Annotated in this window: 21 protein-coding genes; 13 read left to right on the top strand and 8 right to left on the bottom strand. The window is 63.8% G+C overall.

Going from position 1 to position 19934, the window contains the following annotated elements:
* Positions 1-8 precede the first annotated feature (8 nt).
* The 8 genes from MRY75_RS05820 to phnF are packed head-to-tail and all read right to left on the bottom strand — an operon-like array spanning position 9 to position 6366.
* A complete protein-coding gene (locus tag MRY75_RS05820; protein WP_292306199.1) occupies positions 9-1196 on the bottom strand; it encodes an alpha-D-ribose 1-methylphosphonate 5-triphosphate diphosphatase in 1188 nt (395 codons plus the stop codon).
* Positions 1183-1902, bottom strand: coding sequence for an ATP-binding cassette domain-containing protein (locus MRY75_RS05815; RefSeq protein ID WP_292306198.1), 720 nt, complete (start codon positions 1900-1902; stop codon positions 1183-1185). Before MRY75_RS05815 ends, MRY75_RS05820 begins: the two co-directional genes overlap by 14 nt.
* Positions 1899-2696, bottom strand: coding sequence for an ATP-binding cassette domain-containing protein (locus tag MRY75_RS05810; protein ID WP_292306197.1), 798 nt, complete (start codon positions 2694-2696; stop codon positions 1899-1901). Before MRY75_RS05810 ends, MRY75_RS05815 begins: the two co-directional genes overlap by 4 nt.
* The gene (locus tag MRY75_RS05805) at positions 2693-3607 is read right to left on the bottom strand and encodes an alpha-D-ribose 1-methylphosphonate 5-phosphate C-P-lyase PhnJ (protein ID WP_292306196.1); all 915 of its coding nucleotides are present in this window, start codon (positions 3605-3607) and stop codon (positions 2693-2695) included. Before MRY75_RS05805 ends, MRY75_RS05810 begins: the two co-directional genes overlap by 4 nt.
* Complete coding sequence (locus MRY75_RS05800) at positions 3604-4668, bottom strand: carbon-phosphorus lyase complex subunit PhnI (RefSeq protein WP_292306195.1); 1065 nt, start codon at positions 4666-4668, stop codon at positions 3604-3606. Before MRY75_RS05800 ends, MRY75_RS05805 begins: the two co-directional genes overlap by 4 nt.
* Entirely contained in the window at positions 4668-5201 is a 534-nt protein-coding gene (gene phnH, locus MRY75_RS05795; RefSeq protein WP_292306194.1) for a phosphonate C-P lyase system protein PhnH, read from the bottom strand. The genes MRY75_RS05800 and phnH overlap by 1 nt, the downstream gene beginning before the upstream one ends.
* Positions 5201-5644: a phosphonate C-P lyase system protein PhnG gene (locus MRY75_RS05790; RefSeq protein ID WP_292306193.1), complete on the bottom strand. Its 444-nt coding sequence runs from the start codon at positions 5642-5644 to the stop codon at positions 5201-5203. Before MRY75_RS05790 ends, phnH begins: the two co-directional genes overlap by 1 nt.
* A complete protein-coding gene (gene phnF / locus MRY75_RS05785) occupies positions 5641-6366 on the bottom strand; it encodes a phosphonate metabolism transcriptional regulator PhnF (protein WP_292306192.1) in 726 nt (241 codons plus the stop codon). The genes MRY75_RS05790 and phnF overlap by 4 nt, the downstream gene beginning before the upstream one ends.
* A gap of 177 nt (positions 6367-6543) precedes the next feature.
* On the opposite strand from phnF, the gene MRY75_RS05780 reads away from it, so the two are divergent.
* The 13 genes from MRY75_RS05780 to hybE all read left to right on the top strand — a co-directional run bounded on the left by MRY75_RS05780 (position 6544) and on the right by hybE (position 19837).
* Positions 6544-7866 carry an ATP-binding protein gene (locus MRY75_RS05780; RefSeq protein WP_292306191.1) on the top strand — a complete coding sequence of 441 codons (1323 nt, stop codon included), beginning with the start codon at positions 6544-6546 and terminating at the stop codon, positions 7864-7866.
* On the top strand, positions 7863-8855 hold the full coding sequence (locus tag MRY75_RS05775; protein WP_292306190.1) for a HupU protein: 993 nt from the start codon (positions 7863-7865) through the stop codon (positions 8853-8855). The genes MRY75_RS05780 and MRY75_RS05775 overlap by 4 nt, the downstream gene beginning before the upstream one ends.
* Entirely contained in the window at positions 8852-10285 is a 1434-nt protein-coding gene (locus MRY75_RS05770) for a nickel-dependent hydrogenase large subunit (protein ID WP_292306189.1), read from the top strand. Before MRY75_RS05775 ends, MRY75_RS05770 begins: the two co-directional genes overlap by 4 nt.
* Positions 10285-12516 carry a carbamoyltransferase HypF gene (hypF, locus tag MRY75_RS05765; protein WP_292306230.1) on the top strand — a complete coding sequence of 744 codons (2232 nt, stop codon included), beginning with the start codon at positions 10285-10287 and terminating at the stop codon, positions 12514-12516. The genes MRY75_RS05770 and hypF overlap by 1 nt, the downstream gene beginning before the upstream one ends.
* Positions 12517-12735: 219 nt before the next feature.
* Positions 12736-13836 carry a hydrogenase small subunit gene (locus tag MRY75_RS05760; RefSeq protein ID WP_292306188.1) on the top strand — a complete coding sequence of 367 codons (1101 nt, stop codon included), beginning with the start codon at positions 12736-12738 and terminating at the stop codon, positions 13834-13836.
* Between the two features lie 2 nt (positions 13837-13838).
* Complete coding sequence (locus MRY75_RS05755; protein ID WP_292306187.1) at positions 13839-15632, top strand: nickel-dependent hydrogenase large subunit; 1794 nt, start codon at positions 13839-13841, stop codon at positions 15630-15632.
* 14 nt (positions 15633-15646) lie between these two features.
* On the top strand, positions 15647-15820 hold the full coding sequence (locus tag MRY75_RS05750) for a hypothetical protein (RefSeq protein ID WP_292306186.1): 174 nt from the start codon (positions 15647-15649) through the stop codon (positions 15818-15820).
* Positions 15817-16602 (top strand): Ni/Fe-hydrogenase, b-type cytochrome subunit, encoded by a 786-nt coding sequence (gene cybH, locus MRY75_RS05745; RefSeq protein WP_292306185.1) that lies wholly within the window; start codon positions 15817-15819, stop codon positions 16600-16602. The genes MRY75_RS05750 and cybH overlap by 4 nt, the downstream gene beginning before the upstream one ends.
* A gap of 274 nt (positions 16603-16876) precedes the next feature.
* The gene (locus tag MRY75_RS05740; RefSeq protein ID WP_292306184.1) at positions 16877-17485 is read left to right on the top strand and encodes a HyaD/HybD family hydrogenase maturation endopeptidase; all 609 of its coding nucleotides are present in this window, start codon (positions 16877-16879) and stop codon (positions 17483-17485) included.
* A gap of 3 nt (positions 17486-17488) precedes the next feature.
* Positions 17489-17803: a HypC/HybG/HupF family hydrogenase formation chaperone gene (locus MRY75_RS05735; protein WP_292306183.1), complete on the top strand. Its 315-nt coding sequence runs from the start codon at positions 17489-17491 to the stop codon at positions 17801-17803.
* 16 nt (positions 17804-17819) lie between these two features.
* A complete protein-coding gene (locus tag MRY75_RS05730; protein ID WP_292306182.1) occupies positions 17820-18203 on the top strand; it encodes a hydrogenase accessory protein in 384 nt (127 codons plus the stop codon).
* Between the two features lie 12 nt (positions 18204-18215).
* On the top strand, positions 18216-19061 hold the full coding sequence (locus MRY75_RS05725) for a hydrogenase expression/formation protein (RefSeq protein WP_292306181.1): 846 nt from the start codon (positions 18216-18218) through the stop codon (positions 19059-19061).
* Complete coding sequence (hybE, locus tag MRY75_RS05720; protein WP_292306180.1) at positions 19058-19837, top strand: [NiFe]-hydrogenase assembly chaperone HybE; 780 nt, start codon at positions 19058-19060, stop codon at positions 19835-19837. Before MRY75_RS05725 ends, hybE begins: the two co-directional genes overlap by 4 nt.
* The last annotated feature ends 97 nt before the right edge of the window (positions 19838-19934 follow it).

Below are 19934 nucleotides of genomic sequence, written 5' to 3'. Positions count from 1 at the left end.
TGAACTTCTCACCCCATCGCCTCGGCAAATGCCGGAGATTTGGCCGCCGCGAGGTCGAGCGTCCCGTTGTGATGCACGACCTGCCCGCCACACAGCGTCAGTGCGACCCGGCCACGCGCATCGGCGACGAACAGATCCGCACGTTTTCCGATGGCCAGCGTCCCCCGATCCGACAGTCCGAGCGACCGCGCCGGATTGACCGATACAAGCCGCACCGCCCCGGCCAACCCGTCGGGATCGCTTGGGGCAAGAGCGTGGACGGCAGCCAGCATGGCACCGGGATGGTAATCGGACGCAAGGATGTGCAAGAGCCCCGCCGCATGCAGATCCCGCGCGGACAGGTTGCCCGAATAGCTTTGCCCCCGCATCGCATTGGGCGCACCCATCGCGGTCATCATGCCCTTGTCCACCGCGGCCTTGGCAGCCTCCATCGTCACGGGAAATTCGGCGATCCTCGCCCCCATGTCGGCCATCAGATGCGCCTTGGGCACGGTATCATCATCGTGGCTGGCAAGGCTCACTCCGTGATCGGCGCACATTTTCGACACCGCGCGGATATTGCCCATCAGGATCTCCTGCGGGCGCGACCGCAACGCAATGGTATTGGCCACCATCTGCCGCGCTTCGGTTTCCGAAATCCCGTGATGCGCCGCTTTGTTCTTCACGTGCACTTCGAGATTGCGGTACTGCCCCTGCCCCGGCGTGTGATCCATCAGCGACACCAGATCGACCTGCTCATCGTCCAGCAATTGCTCCAGCACACCGACCGCATTGTCGAAGGTGATGTCGAACCGCGCGTGGATCCGGTGATCGACCCGGCAGGTGTCGCGCATCGCGTGAAGCTGACGGATGACCTGGCTGGTATGCGCATAGGACCGACGTTCCCCGTCACGCGCCCCGCGCGAGAAGGACACCGCGGCATAGGCCGTTGTCACACCCGCCGCCGCAAGCCGCGCATCCAGCGAGGCCAGCGCCACTTCCATCGGGAAATCCACCCGCGCGCGCGGCTCGAGTTCCAGCTCGATCATGTCGCCATGCATGTCGATGAAGCCCGGATAGACCGTCAGGTCCGGGCCGGTGATGCCGCCGGGCACGGGACGTTCGACAAGCTCGGCAATCTTGCCTTCCGCAATCCGCAACGACGCGCGGCTGACCACGCGGTCGGGAAGCACCAGCGTCACATCAGAGATCCACATCGGTCCGGTCCTCGCTCTTGATGAAATCGGGTGTGAGATCGACCACGCGGTCGATCAGCTGTTCGACGTCGCCGGGATGGTGAAACACCCCGATCATCGCGGTGCCAGCCGCCTTCAGTTCGGCCAGTCGGGCCACCAGCGCCGCGCGTGCATGCGCGTCCAGCGATGCAGTGGGTTCGTCCAGAAGCAATAGTTTCTGCGGCAGGATCAACGCCCGTGCGAGGTTCACCTTCTGCTGCTCCCCACCGGAAAAGGTTGTGGGATAGGCCTTCCACAGGTCCGGCTTTACCCCGAAGGTTTCCAAGGCGTCCCGCGCCTGCGCCAGCGCCTCTTCCACCGCCACACCGTGCAACCGCAGCGGTTCGGCCACGATGGCCTCGGCACTGACGCGGGGCCGCGCCTGCAGGAACTGGGTGACAAACCCGATCTCGGTCCGCCGCAGATGCGCCACGTCAATATCTGCCGCGCGGGCAAGGTCGATAGGGCCATGATCGGAATGGAACCGGATCACCCCCGCGCGCGGCAGATAGGACCGGTAGAGCGTCCGCAAAAGGGTCGACTTGCCTGCCCCGTTCGCCCCCTTGAGCAGCACGAACTCACCTGCGCCAACGGTGAACGAGATGTCGTCGAACGCCTCGATCCGGTTGCCCAGATGATGCAGGGTAAAGCCTTTGCTCAGGCCTTCGATGTCCAGAACCGGGGTCATAGCTTTGCATGCACCAATTGTTGTGTGTAGGCGTGTTGCGGGTCCTGGAATATCTGGTCGACCAGCCCCGCCTCGACGACCGCGCCTCCGCGCATGACCATCACGCGATCCGCCAGGGTGCGGATCACACCCAGATCGTGACTGACGATCACCATGGTGATCCGCCGTTCCTGTTGCAGACGCTTGAGGGTATCGAGCACCAGCGCCTGCACGCTGACATCCAACCCGGTGGTCGGTTCATCCAGCAAAAGAAGCGCAGGTTCCAGCGCGATGGCCTTGGCCAGTTGCACCCGCTGTTGCATCCCCCCCGACAGTTCGATGGGCGGCGCATCCAGCCGGTCGAGCGGAAACTCCGACGCCTCCAGCGCGGCGGTGGCTTTGGCGCGCAGCGTCGCGAAACTGCGTTCGCCCGCCACCAAGAGCCGCTCGGCCACGTTGCCCGAAGAGGAATGTTTCATCAGCAGACCCAGATGCGGGTTCTGGTAGACGATCCCGATCCGCGTGGCGCAGAGCATCCGGCGTGCGAACCGGTCGAGGTCGAAAAGATTGCCCTCTACATCCGGCAGGTCGAGCGTGTAGCTGCCCGAGTCCGGCGTTTCCTCGAGGTTCATCATGCGCAGAAGGGTGGATTTGCCCGATCCGCTTTCCCCTACGATGCCCAGAACCTCGCCGGGATAGGCAATTGCGGACACATCGCGCAGCGCCTTGACCGATCCATAGGATTTCGACACGTGATGCACCTGCAAGAGCGGATGCGTGGTGACGATACGCGGTGCGTCGAGTGTAAGCGTCATGACGGCATCTTCCCGTTCTTGTACCAGGTCTCGCCCAGCGCGACCTCTTCCCCGTCGCGGCGGCGGATCGCCTTGACGCCCCATGCGCTGTCCGACACTTCGAAGACCAAAGTACCGTCATCCTGCGGGATCTCGTTCATGAAAAACCCGCGCGTTCCCGAGCGATGACAGGTCAGGTCGGCATGATCCTCGACCTTGTAGGGCACGTCCGAGAACACCAGCGGTTCGACCCGCGTATAGGGCGGCACCGCGAAGATGCGCTTTTCCCGGCCTGCCGACAGAATGGTCAGATGTTTCGCCATATGCAGCTTGGGCACGTCCCAGCGCGGGATCGGTGATGGGGTCATGACGTGCCGCCCATGCACGAGGCTGGGATAGCTGGCCCCCTGCATGACGCGCCCGGACCGGACGATCTGTTCGTAAAGCTGCAGCCACATCCGCCCGTAATCCGCATCCGCATGCATCTGCCGGGCAATCGACATGTTCGGCTGTACCGGCCGCAAAGGTTCCGGGTTCGGCACCTGCAAGACCAGCACCTGATCTTCGCGCAGCACTTCTTCGGGGATGCGGTGGCGCGACTGGATCAGATCGGCCTCCAGCGTGTCCATCGTCGTCGGCGTGCCCGCCACCCGCGCGATGAACCGCCGGATCGACGCGGCATTGACGCTGTCATCGGCCCCTTGGTCGATCACCTTGACCCGCATCGCCGGGTTCACCAGCGTCAGCGACACCTGCAGACCACCCGTGCCCCACCCCCGCGCCATCGGCACCTCGCGACTGGCATAGGGCATCTGGCAGCCCGGCACCGCGATGGCCTTGATCATCTTGCGCCGGATCTCGCGCTTGGCCGATCCGTCCAGAAAGCCATACGACATCGGCTCCCAAGGTTTGGTGAGGGTCTGAAGGGTCATTCCGCAGGCTCCGGGCTTTTTTCGGTGGCGGCCTTTTGGGCCTTGGCATCGCGCATGGCGTCGAGGCTCGACTGGAAGGTCACATAGTGTGGCAGCTTGAAGTGGATGCAGAAGCCTGAACTTTCGACGCCTTCGGTGTGATAGAGGAAGAACTCCTCTTCGGTCGGCGCCCCCTTCGGCGCACCCTCGGCATTAAGGTCCAGCGTCGCCGCCGCGATCACCTTGACCTCGTTCCAGCCCAATGTCGCAGCAAAGCCCAGCCGCAGACCGTCACCCTTCTTGTCTACCACCTCGGCCTGGCTGACCTTGACCCGCCCGGCGCTGAACTGCGTTCCCCGCGGATGGGTGACAACGATCTCGGCCTCAGCCAGACGCAACTCATTCACCGTCGGATGCGCCTGCCCGTAGCCGCGCTGTGCGGCATAGCCCAGCGCCAGCACGCCCCCCGTTTCCGCCCGTGCAAGGCTTTGCAAGGTGTGCGCGCGCTTCGCCGGAAACAGCAGCGGTTCGCGCGTCACGTCGGGGATGTCGTTGCCGACCGTCGTGTCTGGGACAGCCGCAGTAAGTAGACCGTTCTCCGCCTGCCACTCTGCAACCGACGGCTGCCGCGCGGGCGACGGCCTTGCCGCAGGCTCTACCGGATCGGGGCGGTGCACCTCACCGTCCAGCACCTCGGTCGCGAGGATGCGATGCGCATAATCCATCGTCGGCCCAAGCACCTGCCCACCGGGAATGTCCTTGAACGTCGCCGAAATGCGCCGATGAGTGAACAACCCCTCCTGCGTCACCGGTTCCGCCACAGCGATGCGCGGCTGCGTCGTCCGCCAAGCCCGCAGCAAGAGCACCGCCTCGTAAAGCTCGCCGCCTGTCTGCGCCAAAGCCAAAGCGGCAAGGTCTTCGTCATAAAGAGACGCTTCGCCCATCACCCGGTCGATGAGATAGGGCATCGCCGCGCGGATCTCGGCCACACGCTCGGGGGTGATCTCGCCCATCTCGGCCTTGAACAGCCGCTGAGACTGTTCGATCGCGCGTTCGCCGCCGCGGGTCGCCACATAGGCCATCAGAGCACCTCCACCACCGTGGATCGCGGCACGCCGATCAGACGCGCGCCATCGACCAGCAACATCTCGAACCCCATCGGATAGCGCATCGCCCCCGCGCGCCGCTGCCAGAAGTCACCGGGCAGACCGCCAATGGTCACGATCACCTCGACGTCCACACCCGGCCCGGTGAGACGCAGGCGCTGCCCGGTTCCGAACACGGCACCGGCCACAAGCGTCGCCCCGTCCTCAGGATGCAGATCGGAACCGCAGGCCAGACGGTCCGGCATCTCGGGCGTGACCGTTTCGGCAAAGACGTGATCCGCCGCCTCCGGCCCCACAAGCTCCGCCCCGGTGCGCCGCGCCAGCATGGCCAGCGCCTCGTCCGGGCAATGGACCGCACATTCCCGGTCGATCAGCGCGTCGACGACTTGCGCAAGGCCCGCCTGAGGCAGGTCGCGCATCACTCCCGGACGCGCCAGCGCCCACATCACCGCGTCGAAGGTCGCATTGCAGCGCGCCTCGAAATCCGACGGAACAGGGTGCAGGCTCATCAGAAAGTCTCCATGTCGACGCGGGTCGCTTCGACCCTGCGCAGGGTTTCGGTGTCGGCCTCCGACTGCACCCGCAGCTCGGTCGACAGGAACGCGGCGCAGGCATCGGGCGCATGGCCCAGCGCAATCGCCAGATCGACCACCGCCATCGCCATCGCCGCTTCAAGATCGCGCCCCCGCCGCATCCCGTAGCCCTCCTGCCCTCCGGCGGACACATGCGCTTCGCTCACCAGCACTTCGCCCAGATGGAAATGCGTGCCCTGCGCGGTGTCCCGCATCGGCAGCATGACAAGCCCGGTCCGGTTCTCGATCACCGTGATCTCGGGCAGATCGGCGATCAGCGGTTCGGCAAAGGCCTTGATCCGCGCGGCATCCGCCCGGGCCAGCACATCAAGTTGCTGCGCGTGGGTCCATCCGGACAGGGTCTGTAGCAGTGCTGTCATGTGTCTGCATCTCCGCGTGTGTCGATGGTGAACCGGACCCGTGCTGCCGACCAGATGACCTCGCTCACCGCCAGCGGCGTGCCGTCAAGCTCGGCATCGACAGCGGTGATGACGATCACCGGCATGTCCGGATGCTGGCGCAACTGCCGCGCCTTGTCTGCGCTGGCGGGACGGGCGAGCATCTCGGTGCTGGCGCGCAGGTAGTCGGCAATCCCGTAAGAGGCATAGACCTGCGAGGTGGACCCAAGCGCCTCGCGCCGTTCTGCGAAGGCGGCGAACCGTCGGGCCTCGTGATGGATCGTGCCAAAGGACACCGGCACACCATCCGCCAGCGTCAGCCGCCGTGTGGCAATCACCTCGGTGCCGGGCGCGACGCCCAGCCGTTCGGCAATCCGATCCGACGCCGGTATCCGCTCAACCCCCAGCATGCGGCCCGACACATCGACGCCCTGTGACGCCATATTGCGCCGCAGCCGCGTCCGCGACCCGATCGTGTATTCCAGCTTGGGACGCGGCTGCACGAAGGTGCCCCGGCCCTGTTCGATGCTCAGATGTCCGGTCTTGGCCAAATCCGCGATGGCCCGCCGGACACTGTGCCGACCGGCCTTGTGGATCTGCGCCAGCTCCGGCTCCGTCGGGAGTTGCGAACCGGGTTCCAGAATGCCGTCCATGATGTCTTTTTCCAGGGATGCGCGAATGTCGCGCCATCGATCTCGTGTCATGCTGATATTCATCCGAATGAATCATGTCCTACCGGCACCGTGTGACACGGATGTGTCAACTGCAACAAAGATCGGTGACGATCCGGCGGGTTCGCCCTTACCTGCACCGGCCCCCTTCCCTCCACCGATGTTGCAGGAGCCGAAGCGCTGGGGTTAGGGTAGCGCAATGGAGGACCCATGACAGCCCTGACCCCGGACGAGCCTCTGCACGCTTTGGACGACCAGACCTGGCGCGACGTGGTTGCCGCCATGGACCGGACCTATTCCGAACTGGTGGACTATCAGGAACGGCTCGAGGCGCAGAACCGCGAACTCGACGAGATGCGCCAATTCATGGCCTCGGTGCTGTCCTCGATTTCGGAACTGCTGATCGTGGTGGATCGCACGCTGGGCATCGAACGCACCGGCGGCGCGTTTTCGACCATCCTTGGCCGCACCTCCGATCCGGCGTCCGGCACGCCACTCACCGACCTGCTGGACGCGCCATCCGGTCAGGTCCTGACCAATGTCATCACCGAAGCGATGCGGGACCGCCGCCCTCGGGTGGTCGAGGCGGGATTTCTCACCCCGGACGGCGCGACACCGCTCGAAGTCAGCGTCAGCCCGCGCCTTGACCCGCGCGGGCGCAGCGAAGGCGTCGTGCTTGTCGGGCGTCCCTTGGGCGAATTGCGCAACGCCTACCGCGAACTCGAAGCCAGCCACATCGCGCTGCAGAATGCGCAGGCGCAACTGGTCCAGCACGAAAAGCTGGCCTCACTCGGACGGCTGGTCGCGGGTGTGGCGCATGAACTCAACAACCCGATCAGTTTCGTCTACGCAAACACCCATGCGCTGGAAAAATACACCCGACGGTTCGAGACCTATTTCGAGGCGGTCCAGGCGGGCAAAAGCCGCCCGGAGCTGGTCGCCCTGCGCGACGAGCTGAAACTTGACCGAACGGTAAAAAATCTGCGCGGCGCCATAGACGGGGCCAAGGACGGGGCCGAACGGGTGCGCGACATCGTCGAAGACCTGCGCCGCCTGAGTGCCGACGGATCGGGCGAGAAGGTGCGTTTTGACATGGTCCAGACCGCCCGCACCGCCGCAGATTGGGTGGTGCGCGGCACCAAGACCCCTGTCCGTATCGCCGTGTACGGCCAGGCACAGGCCTTTGCCTTGGGCAATCCCGGCCATGTGCAGCAGATCGTGATGAACCTCGTGCAGAACGCCATCGACGCGCTGGCCGACACCACCGACCCGCTGGTCACGCTGACCGCCGAAGAGCGCGAGGGCAAAACCGTACTTCAGGTGACGGATAACGGGCCGGGGATTTCCGAAGCCCATGCCATTGCCATCTTCGACCCCTTTTTCACCACCAAGCCAGTCGGCAAAGGCACCGGGCTGGGCCTGTCGATCTCGCAGAAGATCGCACAGGAAAACGGCGGCACGCTCACCCTTGCCCGGACCGGGCCAGACGGCAGTTGTTTCGAGCTGTGCCTGCCCGCAGGAGACCCTGAATGAACATCCTCTGGCTGCAATCGGCAGGCTGCGGCGGCTGCACGATGTCTTTGCTGAATGCGGAATCCCCGGGCGTGTTCGACCTTCTCGACAATGCCGGTCTGCGATTTCTCTGGCACCCGGCCCTGTCGCAGGAAACCGGCGGCGAGGTGCGGCGCATTCTGGACGATGTGGAGACCGGGCGCGTGCCGCTTGACATCCTCTGTATTGAAGGCTCGATCCTGACCGGACCCAAAGGCACCGGACGGTTCCAGATGCTGTCGGGCACCGGGCGTTCGATGCTTGATTGGGTGCAAAGCCTTGCCCCGCGCGCCGCCCATGTGGTGGCGGTGGGCACCTGCGCGACCTATGGCGGTGTGACGTCGGCGGGCGGCAACCCGGCGGGGGCCATCGGCGTGCAGTATGACGGCCGCAATCCCGGTGGGGCCCTGCCCGAGAGCTTTCGCAGTGGATCGGGCCTTCCGGTGATCAACGTGGCAGGCTGCCCGACGCATCCCGATTGGGTCACGGAAACCCTGATGCTGATCGCGGCCGGAGAGATGCGGGCGGACGCGCTCGACGCGCTTCAACGCCCGCTCTTCTATGCCGAGAACCTTGTCCACCATGCCTGTCCGAAAAACGAGTTCTACGAATACAAGGCCAGTGCCGAAAAGCCCGGCCAGATGGGCTGCATGATGGAGCATCTGGGCTGTGTGGGCACGCAGGCGGTGGGCGATTGCAACATTCGCGGCTGGAACGGCGGCAGTTCCTGCACCCGCGCGGGCTATGCCTGCATCAACTGCACCGCACCCGAATTCGAGGAACCCAGCCACCCGTTCAGCGAAACGCCCAAATTCGCAGGCATCCCGGTGGGCCTGCCGTCGGACATGCCGAAAGCGTGGTTCATGGCGCTGGCGTCTTTGTCCAAGGCGGCGACACCAAAGCGGCTGTCGGACAACGCCGTGGCGGACCGGATCAAGGTGACGCCGACACTCAGGGTCAAGCAGAAATGACCACACGATCCCTGCTTGTCGGCCCGTTCAACCGTGTTGAGGGCGATCTTGAAATCCGGCTGGAAGTAGCGGACGGTCATGTGACGGCGGCCTATGCCAACTCTCCGATGTTCCGGGGCTTCGAGGTGATGATGCTGGGCAAGGATCCGATGGATGCGCTTACCATCACCCCGCGCATCTGTGGCATCTGTTCGATCAGCCAATCTGCGGCGGCATCGGCAGCCTTGGGCGATCTGGCAGGTCGGGCGCAACTGCCGCAAGGGGCGCTGGCGACCGCGATCATGCACGGGATCGAGAACCTGTGCGATCACCTGACCCATTTCAACCTATTCTTCTGCGCCGATTTTGCCCGCCCGGCCTATGCTGGGCGTTCATGGCACGACCGGGCCGTCGCGCGGTTCACGGCGATGGAAGGCTCTGCTGCACGAGCCTGTGTAGCGGCACGGGCGGAGATCCTGCACATTGTCGGGCTTCTGGGCGGCAAGTGGCCCCACACGCTGGCCATCCAGCCCGGCGGCGTGACCCGCGCGCCGACCTTGCGCGACCGTATCCGCATGGGCAGCACGCTGGCGTCCTTCCGCCGTTATCTGGAAACCACGCTTTTCGGTGCGTCGGTCGAAGCCTTTGCCGAGGTCGAGACCGCCGAGGCGCTGATCGGCTGGGGCAAAGGCGATGCCGGTCTTTTCATGGAGATCGCCGCCGATCTGGGTCTGGGTGAGATGGGCTTTGGTCCCGGTCGCTACCTGTCCTTTGGGGCTTATCCCCTGCCAGAGGGCCGTGGCTTTGCGCAGGGTGTCTGGCAGGATGGCGCGCTGTCCCCGGTGGACACGGGCGCGATCCGCGAAGACCTGAGCCACGCATGGATGCATGGCGACACCGCGCACCCGTCCAAGGGCGAAACGCACCCGGACGAAGACATGCAGGCCCCCGCCTATAGCTGGTGCAAGGCTCCACGCCTTGGTGGGCAGAGCATGGAGACCGGGGCCTTTGCGCGGCAGGTGGTGGACGGGCACCCGGCGGCGCGTGCGCTGGCAGCGCAGGGATCGAATGTGCGCGCCCGTGTGGCGGGTCGGCTGCTCGAAATCGCACGCACGCAGGTCCTGCTGGAACGCTGGCTGGCCGCGCTCACCCCCGAGGCGCGGTTCATCGAAGATGTCTCTCTGCCCCCCCATGGCTCTGGCGAAGGACTGGTCGAGGCAGCGCGGGGGGCGTTGGGCCATTGGATCAGCGTCGAGAACGGACGGATCAGCGGCTACCAGATCATCGCGCCGACGACGTGGAATTTCAGCCCGCGCGACGCCGCAGGCCTGCCCGGCCCGGTCGAGGCCGCATTGGTCGGCGCTGAGGTGGGTAAGGCCGAAGACACGCCGCTCAGCGTGCAGCATATCGTGCGCAGCTTTGACCCCTGCATGGTGTGCACGGTGCACTGATGGGCGGTCTGCGCATCCGCGTGCGCGGGCAGGTTCAGGGCGTCGGGTTCCGCCCTTTCATCTGGCAATTGGCGCGGCGGTTCGGGATCACGGGTGAGGTTCTGAATGACCCCGAGGGCGTGTTGATCCACGCGTGTGGGGCTGATCTGGGTGGCTTCGTTTCGGCCATCACCAGCGATGCGCCGCCTTTGGCGCGGGTGGATGCGGTGGAAACCGCGCCGCATTTGTTTGACGACGCACCCACCACGTTCGAGATCACCGCCAGCCAGGGCAGTGGTGCGGAAACGCGGGTGACGCCCGATGCCGCAACGTGTCCCGATTGCCTCGCCGATATTCGCGGTTCTGATCCCCGTCGCGCGGGATATGCGTTCACCAATTGCACCCATTGCGGGCCGCGGTTCACCATCCTGCACGGCCTGCCTTATGACCGCGCCAAGACGACGATGGGCGTGTTCGAGATGTGCGCCGATTGCGCGGCGGAATATACCGACCCGGCAGATCGTCGTTTCCATGCGCAGCCCGTCGCCTGCGCGGTTTGCGGCCCGCAGCTTTGGCTGGACCACGGCGAGGACGTGATCGCCCGTGCGGCCGAGCGGCTTCTGGCAGGCGAGATCCTCGCCATCAAGGGGCTGGGTGGGTTTCACCTGTGTTGCGACGCGACCAATGCCGAGGCGATTGCAACGCTCCGCACCCGCAAGCACCGGCCAACCAAGCCGCTGGCGCTGATGGGACGTTGGGAGGAGATCGCGGCACACGCGACCCCGTCGCCGGAGGAACATGCGGCTTTATCCTCAAGCGCAGCCCCCATTGTGCTTCTGGCGCACCAGCGCTCCCTGCCCGACGCGCTGGCGCCCGGACAGGACCGGCTGGGCTGGATGTTGCCGTACACGCCGTTACACCACCTGCTGCTGGATGCCGTGCAGCGCCCGTTGGTGATGACCTCAGGCAACCTGTCGGGAGAACCACAGGTGATCGGCAATGACGAGGCGATGGAAAAGCTGGGCGGGTTTGCCGATGGCATCCTGTCCCACAATCGCGACATCGCGCGGCGGCTGGATGACAGCGTGATGCAGGTGACGAAACACGGCCCGATGATCCTGCGCCGCGCGCGGGGGATGGTGCCGGACACGCTGCCCCTGCCTCCGGGGTTCGAAGATACCCCTCAGGTCGTGGCCTTCGGCGCGCATCTGAAATCCGCGATCTGCCTTGTGAAGAACGGTCAGGCGCTGCTGTCGCATCATCTGGGCGATCTGGACGATCCGCTGACATGGGACGAGTTCGTGAAGGCGGATGCGGATTATGCGGCGCTGTTCGATCATCACCCCGAGGTCTTCGCCTGTGACCTGCACCCCGGCTACCGGTCGTCGCAGCATGCGGCGGCACGGGCGGGCGCTGCCTTGGTCGAGGTGCAGCACCATCACGCGCATCTGGCCGCCTGTCTGGCCGAAAATGGCTGGCCATTGGAGGGCGGTGCCGTGGCGGGGATCATTCTGGACGGTCTGGGCCTTGGGTCCGATGGCACGATCTGGGGGGGCGAGGTCTTGCTGGGAGATTATGCCGGCTTCACCCGTGCCGCGCATCTGATGCCCGCCCCTCTGCCGGGCGGCGACATGGCCAGCCGAGAGCCGTGGCGCAATCTGTTGGCGCGGCTGGATCAGGCGGCGCTGTCCGATGTCGCCGACACCATGCTGGCGGACGCACCGCGCGACGTGTTGCGGCAGGCGATGGCGAAGGGGGTGAACGCGCCGATATCATCCTCCGCCGGGCGGTTGTTCGATGCGTTTGCAGCCCTTATGGGGTTTGCGGGCGCGCAGAGTTTCGAAGGCGAGGCCGCGATGCAGTTGGAGGCGATGGCCTGGCGCTCGGTGGCTGCTGCAGGCGACCCCTACCCGTTTTCCGAAACCGATGGCGTGATCGACCTCGCACCGATGTGGGAGGCGGCGGTGGCCGACCTGCGCCAAGGTACGGACAAAAGCCATATGGCGCTGCGCTTCCACTGCGGGCTGGCCCACGCTTGCGCAGCCATAGCACGGCGCTTGGTGATCGCCGGTGACGCCAAGGCGGTCGCCCTGTCCGGCGGGTGTTTCCAGAATGCATTGCTGCTCGACCTGACCGTTTCGGCCTTGGGGGACGTGCCGGTGCTGCTGCACACCAAGGTGCCGGCAAATGATGGCGGGCTGGCTTTGGGACAGGCATTGATCGCCGCCACCACGGATCCACGCGACCGGTAAGACCGCGACCACCGCCCTGACCAACCGGTTACCATCCAGCCGTCGCAAGAGCCCGAACAAGCCACAAATCATTCAGCAACATATTGGATTTGAAAGACAATCCGCAATCAAACCACGACTGTCGTTTTTTGAACCCTTCGCCTGCGACCCGCGCGATGAAAAGAATGGAGACTTTTCACGGGCGACCTTTCCGCCCGGCAGATGGCGGAGGAGACCGGTTTGCCTGATATCGAAACCTTCTACGACGTGATGCGCAGGCAGGGGATCACCCGCCGCAGCTTCATGAAATACTGCTCGCTCACGGCGAGCGCGCTGGGTCTGGGCCCGGCCTTCGTGCCCAAGATCGCCCATGCGATGGAAACCAAGCCGCGCACCCCGGTGATCTGGGTGCATGGGCTGGAGTGCACCTGCTGTTCGGAATCGTTCATTCGCTCGGCGCACCCGCTCGCCAAGGACGTGGTCCTGTCGATGATCAGCCTCGATTACGACGACACGCTGATGGCCGCTGCAGGCCATGCAGCTGAAGCCGCGATGATGGACACGATCGAAAAGTACAAAGGCCAGTACATTCTGGCCGTCGAGGGCAACCCGCCGCTCAATGAAGACGGGATGTTCTGTATCTCGGGCGGCAAACCCTTTGTCGAAAAGCTCAAGATGGCCGCCAAGGATGCCAAGGCGGTCATCAGTTGGGGCGCCTGCGCGTCCTATGGCTGTGTGCAGGCGGCAAAGCCGAACCCGACACAGGCCACCCCCGTGCACAAGGTCATCACCGACAAGCCGATCATCAAGGTGCCGGGCTGCCCGCCCATCGCCGAAGTGATGACCGGGGTGATCACCTACATGCTGACGTTTGACCGCCTGCCGGAACTCGACCGGCAGGGCCGGCCGGCGATGTTTTACGGTCAACGTATCCATGACAAGTGCTATCGCCGGCCACATTTCGATGCGGGCCAGTTCGTCGAAGCCTGGGACGACGACGGCGCGCGCAAGGGCTATTGCCTCTACAAGATGGGCTGCAAGGGTCCGACCACCTACAATGCCTGTTCCACCGTGCGCTGGAACGAGGGCGTCAGCTTTCCGATCCAGTCGGGGCATGGCTGTATCGGCTGTTCCGAAGACGGGTTCTGGGATCAGGGCACGTTCTATGACCGCGTGACCGACCTCACGCAGTTCGGCGTGGAGAAAAACGCCGACCAGATCGGCATGGCCGCGGCCGGTGTCGTTGGCGGCGGTGTCGCGCTTCATGCGGCGGTTTCGGCGCTGAAATCGGCGCAGAACAAAGCCCAGAAAACCCCAACCCCGAAGACTGAGGAGGCCTGAGCATGGTTGTCCAAACGCCGAACGGCTTCAATCTCGACAACAGCGGCAAACGCATCGTGGTCGATCCCGTCACCCGGATCGAAGGCCATATGCGCTGCGAAGTGAACGTGGACGAGGAGGGCTATATCCGCAACGCGGTCTCGACCGGAACGATGTGGCGGGGCCTCGAGGTGATCCTCAAGGGGCGCGATCCGCGCGATGCCTGGGCCTTTACCGAACGGATTTGCGGTGTCTGCACCGGCACGCACGCGCTGACATCGGTGCGCGCGGTCGAGGACGCGCTGGGAATCGAGATCCCCGACAACGCCAACTCGATCCGCAACATCATGCAGCTCAACCTGCAGATCCACGATCACGTCGTGCATTTCTACCACCTGCATGCGCTGGATTGGGTCAATCCTGTCAATGCCTTGCGCGCCGATCCGAAAGCAACGAGCGAACTGCAGCAGACGGTCAGCCCAAGCCATCCGATGTCGTCCCCCGGCTATTTCCGCGACGTGCAGAACCGGCTCAAGCAGTTTGTCGAAAGCGGACAGTTGGGGCTGTTCAAGAACGGTTACTGGGACAACCCGGCCTACAAACTGCCGCCCGAAGCCGATCTGATGGCGACGACGCACTACCTCGAGGCGCTTGATCTGCAAAAGGAGATTGTCAAGGTCCACACCATCTTCGGCGGCAAGAACCCGCATCCAAACTGGCTTGTGGGCGGCGTGCCCTGCCCGATCAACGTGCATTCCACGGGGGCTGTCGGCGCGATCAACATGGAGCGGCTGAACATGGTCAGCTCCATCATCGAGAAGTGCATCGAGTTCAACAAGAACGTCTATCTGCCCGACGTGATCGCCATTGGCGGGTTCTACAAGAACTGGCTTTATGGCGGCGGTCTGTCCTCGCAGGCGTGCCTTGCCTATGGCGACATTCCCGAGCATCCCAATGATTTCTCGCCCGAGCAGCTTCACCTGCCACGCGGCGCGATCATCAATGGCGATCTCAGCACCGTGCACGACGTGGATGTGCGCGACCCCGAGCAGGTTCAGGAATTCGTCGACCATTCGTGGTACGAATACGGCGAGCCGGGCAAAGGCCTGCATCCGTGGGACGGCGTCACCGAGGCCAAGTTCGAGCTGGGGCCGAACCTCAAGGGCACCCGGACCAACATCAAGCAGATCGACGAAGGTGCGAAATATTCGTGGATCAAGGCCCCCCGCTGGCGCGGTCACGCGATGGAGGTAGGCCCGCTGGCGCGCTACATCGTCGGATACGCCAAAGGGCATGAGGACATCACCGAGCAGGTCAATGGCCTGTTGCGGACGATGGATCTTCCGACCGAGGCACTGTTCTCGACGCTGGGCCGCACGGCGGCTCGGGCGCTCGAAAGCGAATATTGCGGGCGTCTGCAGAAGTACTTCTTCGACAAGCTTGTGACCAACATCAAGAACGGTGACGAAAGCACGGCAAACGTGGCGAAATGGGACCCCAGCACATGGCCGAAAGAGGCCAAGGGCGTGGGCATGACCGAAGCGCCGCGCGGCGCCCTGGGCCACTGGGTCAAGGTCAAGGACGGGCGCATCGAGAATTACCAATGCGTCGTGCCGACCACCTGGAACGGGTCGCCGCGCGACAGCCAGGGCAATATCGGCGCGTTCGAGGCCAGCCTCATGAACACCAAGATGGAACGCCCCGAAGAGCCGGTCGAAATCCTGCGCACGCTGCACAGTTTCGATCCGTGCCTTGCCTGTTCCACCCATGTCATGTCGCCCGATGGGGACGAACTGACCACCGTCAAAGTCCGTTAAGGGAGGACCGAACCATGAAAACGCTACTCACACTCGCCGTCCTTCTGCCCGGAGCCGCCTTTGCGCATGGGGGCCATGCCCCCCTGCCCGAGGCCGCCCACGGGATGACGCATGCAGCGCCGCTTCTGGGGGTCGCGCTGATCGCGGTGGCCGCTGTCCTTGCGCTGCGGGGCCGGTGGCTCCCATGAAAACCGACGTGACAGACATCCCCGCCGAGATGGAGCGCAAGATGGAGTTCTACTCCATCGCGCCCCTGACCGGCGACGCCACCGAGGCTGACAGGGCGACGATCACCCGCAACACATCGGTCTATGTCTACGAGGCGCCTGTGCGGCTCTGGCACTGGATCAACGCGGCGGCGATCCTTGTTCTCTGCGTCAGTGGCTACCTGATCGGGTCGCCCCCGCCGTCGATCGAGATGGCGGAGGCCACGGACCAGTTCCTGTTCGGCTACATCCGCTTTGCCCATTTCGCCGCCGCCATGATCATGACGGTCGGCTTCTTCGGGCGCATCTATTGGGCTTTCGTGGGCAACCACCACGCCAAGCAGATGTTCAAGCTGCCGCTCTGGAGCGGTAAGTGGTGGTCCGAAGTGCTGGACGAGATCAAGTGGTACGCCTTTCTCAAGAAGAACCCGCGCAAATATGTCGGCCACAACCCGCTGGCGCAGATCGCGATGTTCTTCTTCATGACCGTGGGCATGACCTTCATGATCGTGACGGGTTTTGCGCTTTATTCGGAGGGCGTGGGGCGCGATGGCATCCTTGATACGATGTTCGGGCCGCTGCTCGACCTTGTGGGCGGGTCGCACATGATGCACCAGATCCATCATCTGGGCATGTGGGCCATCGTGATCTTCGTGATGATCCACATCTATGCCGCCGTGCGCGAAGACATCATGTCCCGCCAGTCGATGGTGTCGACGATGATCTCGGGGACACGGACGTTCAAGGACGACGATCCGAACTGAGGCACTACCATTGCACATCTTGGAAAGGCGGGCGCGAGTCGTCCGCCTTTTCTTATGGTTACTTTGTCTCCATTTTTCCATAATACCGGACACAAAATGCCCATTATGTCGTTTGGCGAAAATCGGCATACCAAAGAATACCATTGCTAATCAGATACTTAAATAAATCAGATCAGAGTTACATTTTTTCGATCCAGCGACACAACCGGTAAGCTAGTCTCGCTTTCAGCCAAGGATGGAAAGACACTTTCCTGTCCGAAAAAGGGAGGGACAAATGGCAGACCGGGTTCTGATCATGGGCATCGGCAACGTGCTTTGGGCGGATGAAGGCTTTGGCGTGCGTTGCGTCGAATACCTCTCCGAGCATTGGCACCTGCCAGCCAGCGTGACACTGCTCGACGGTGGCACACAGGGGCTTTACCTGCTGCCGTTTCTCGAAGAGGCCGACACGCTGATCGTGTTCGATGCGGTGGATTACGGGCTGGAACCCGGCACTCTGAAGGTTGTGGAGGATGACGAGGTGCCCCGCTTCATGGGTGCCAAGAAGATGTCCCTGCATCAGACCGGCTTTCAGGACGTGATCGCGACGGCGCAGCTGATGGGCTACTGCCCGACCCGCCTTCTGCTGATCGGCTGCCAGCCGGAAGAGCTCGAGGATTACGGTGGTGGGCTGCGCGATGTCGTGGCCGCCAAGATCGCACCGGCCGTGCGTGTGGCGCTGTCCTACCTTGCACAGATGGGACATGTGGCCAAACCGGGCCGCACCGAAAGCGACCTGCTGGCCGATCCATCCATCATGCAAGGCGCCTACGAGGCCGGCCGACCGTCGGAAGACGAGGCCTGCCGCGTCGGGGATGCGCGTTTCTTTCCGGCGGCGGACTGACCCATGTGCATTGGCCTGCCCCTGCAGATCACAGCCATCACCGGCATCGCAGGCACCGTCAGGGACAGCGGCGATCTGATCGACCTGTCGCTGACCCCCGAGGCGCAGGTCGGCGACTGGGTGCTGACCTTTCTCGGGGCCGCGCGCGAGGTGATCTCGGAAAACGAGGCCGAAAAGATCAGCGCCGCGCTCGAGGGGCTGCGGTCGGTGATGCAAGGCAACGCCTTGGGCGATGCCTTTGCCGATCTCGATGCCGCCACACCACAATTGCCACCGCATCTGCAAGCCGCGTTCGACGCCGGCAAGACCTATGGCTGACCAACAAGGACCGGATATGACCCACCCTCTTGTCACCCGATTGACCACCGATTTCGGATATCCCGCGCTTCAAACCATAGCGGATGTCGCCCGCTTCACCGAGGCACCCGGCACGCATGCGATCTTCGTGCCCGGCGATGCGCGGCGGAACCTGGAAACGCCTGACGTGGCTGTCATTCTCCCTGAGCTGCGTCAGGCGTTCCAGGGCCAATTCGACTGTGCGGTCGCCACGGATGCCATCGAGACAGAGCTGCGTGAAAGCACCGGTGTCCTCAAGACACCCAGCCTGATCTTCTTCCGCAACGGGGCGTGCCTCGGCGGCATTCCCAAAGTGCGTGACTGGTCCGACTACGTGGAGCGGATCACGCATTTCCTCTCCCTGCCCGTTGCTGCCGAATAAGAGGACAAGACCATGACAAATCCCTTCATGCTGCCCCCCACAGGTTTCGGCCCTGGCTCGCAACCGCTCGACCATCAGGACGAGGCGCTGGAATACATGCCGCTGCCGCAGGACATGCGCACCTATTCGCCGCGTATCCCCGAAATCGAGGATTTGGGCGATGCCGATCTGACCGCCGCCTTCGCCCTGCTGGAGCAGGTCGCAAAGGCCGCTGAAGAGGTCAGCGTCCACGGTGGCACCCGCCAGTTCGATCTGGTCGGTCTGGATGCCGCAAACCGCGCGCTGATCGCGGAAACCATGGGCAGTGGCGAAGTGTCCGCCAAAGTGCGCGCCATTCCCGCCATCGCCGTACAGGAAAGCGTGTTTGCGGGCATCTGGACGTTGAAATCCGCAAAATCGGACGTGATCGAAGTTGCTGCTATTCCGGCCTGCGTGACCGAGGCGCCGTTTACCCCTGTGCGCAAGGCGCTTGGCAAGGACACCCCCCTTGCCCCTGGGGTGGACAACGCCCCGCCCTTGCAGATCGAGCTTGCCGACAAATCCGCAGCCTATACGCCCGAGGTCGAGCTGCACGTCATCAACCTTTCGCTGCTGCCCCATACCGAGGAAGACCTTGTCTGGCTCGATCAGGCGGTGGGCGAAGGCGCGGTGACGATCCTGTCGCGCGGCTATGGCAACTGCCGGGTGACGGCAACGGCGGTGCCCCATGTCTGGCGCGTTCAGTTCTTCAATTCCCAGGAGACGCTGATCCTCGACACGTTCGAAGTGACCAAGGTGCCCGAAGTCGCCTGCGCCGCGCCGGAAGATCTGAGCGACAGCGCCAAGCGTCTGGTCAACGTGCTGGAGGCGATCCGATGAGCCGCTTTGAAGGCAGTTTCCTTGGCGCTGAGGACAAGATCAGCGCGCAGGCGGTCATGGAATGCAAGATCTGCTGGACGCCCTACGATCCGGCAGAAGGTGATGATTACCGTCAGGTCGAGGCAGGAACACCGTTTCTGGCGCTGCCCGACGATTGGTCCTGCCCCAATTGCGGTGCACCGAAAGAGCAGTTCATGGTGCTGGAAGACCCCGGCTCTGAACATATCGCCGCAACCGCCCGTCTGGATGCGTTGACCGCGAGGCTGGTGGCTGAATTCCGCGAGATCTGGCACGCCAAGATGCGCGACCTGCCGATGGTGAACAAGCTGCTTTCGGTCGAGGCTGTGGGCTTTCGCATGGTCGATGGACGGCCTTTGGGTGTGCTGATTTCGCCGTGGTTCATGAACCTGATCCAGCTTCCCGCCGAAGACGAGGATTGGTCGGGTCTGGTGCCCGGCGCGAAAGAGCTGATCGCCTTTCCGTCCGGTGAGTATGAGTTCATCCACAACACCCGCGACATGATCGGCGGCTACAAGGCCTGTTCGCTGTTTTCACCGATGGGCGATTTCTCGACCCAGATGCAGGCGCAGGAGGTGGCGCGCGCGGTCATGGTGGCGCTCTTCGACGAAGGCAACCGCGCCGAGACCGACCGTGCCGCCGACATCCGCGCCGAGCGAGAGGCGGCCCTTGCGCCCGCCGAGGACGACGTGCCGGTCCTGACCGATGTGCCGACGCGCCGTGCGGTGATCTCGGGCGGTTTGGCGGAGACACGCTAGTACTACAGTTGCGGATGTTACATTTCTCTGATTCACTCTCGCTGAGTGACTTGGGGGAGGGATCATGGCAGTATCGGATTGGGCAGGGTCCCCACAT

Origin of the sequence: Marivita sp. (genome assembly GCF_022763305.1) — a bacterium.
Lineage (GTDB): Bacteria > Pseudomonadota > Alphaproteobacteria > Rhodobacterales > Rhodobacteraceae > Marivita.
Note: the sequence above shows the minus strand (reverse complement) of the source record. Positions and strands in the feature narration are given on the sequence as shown.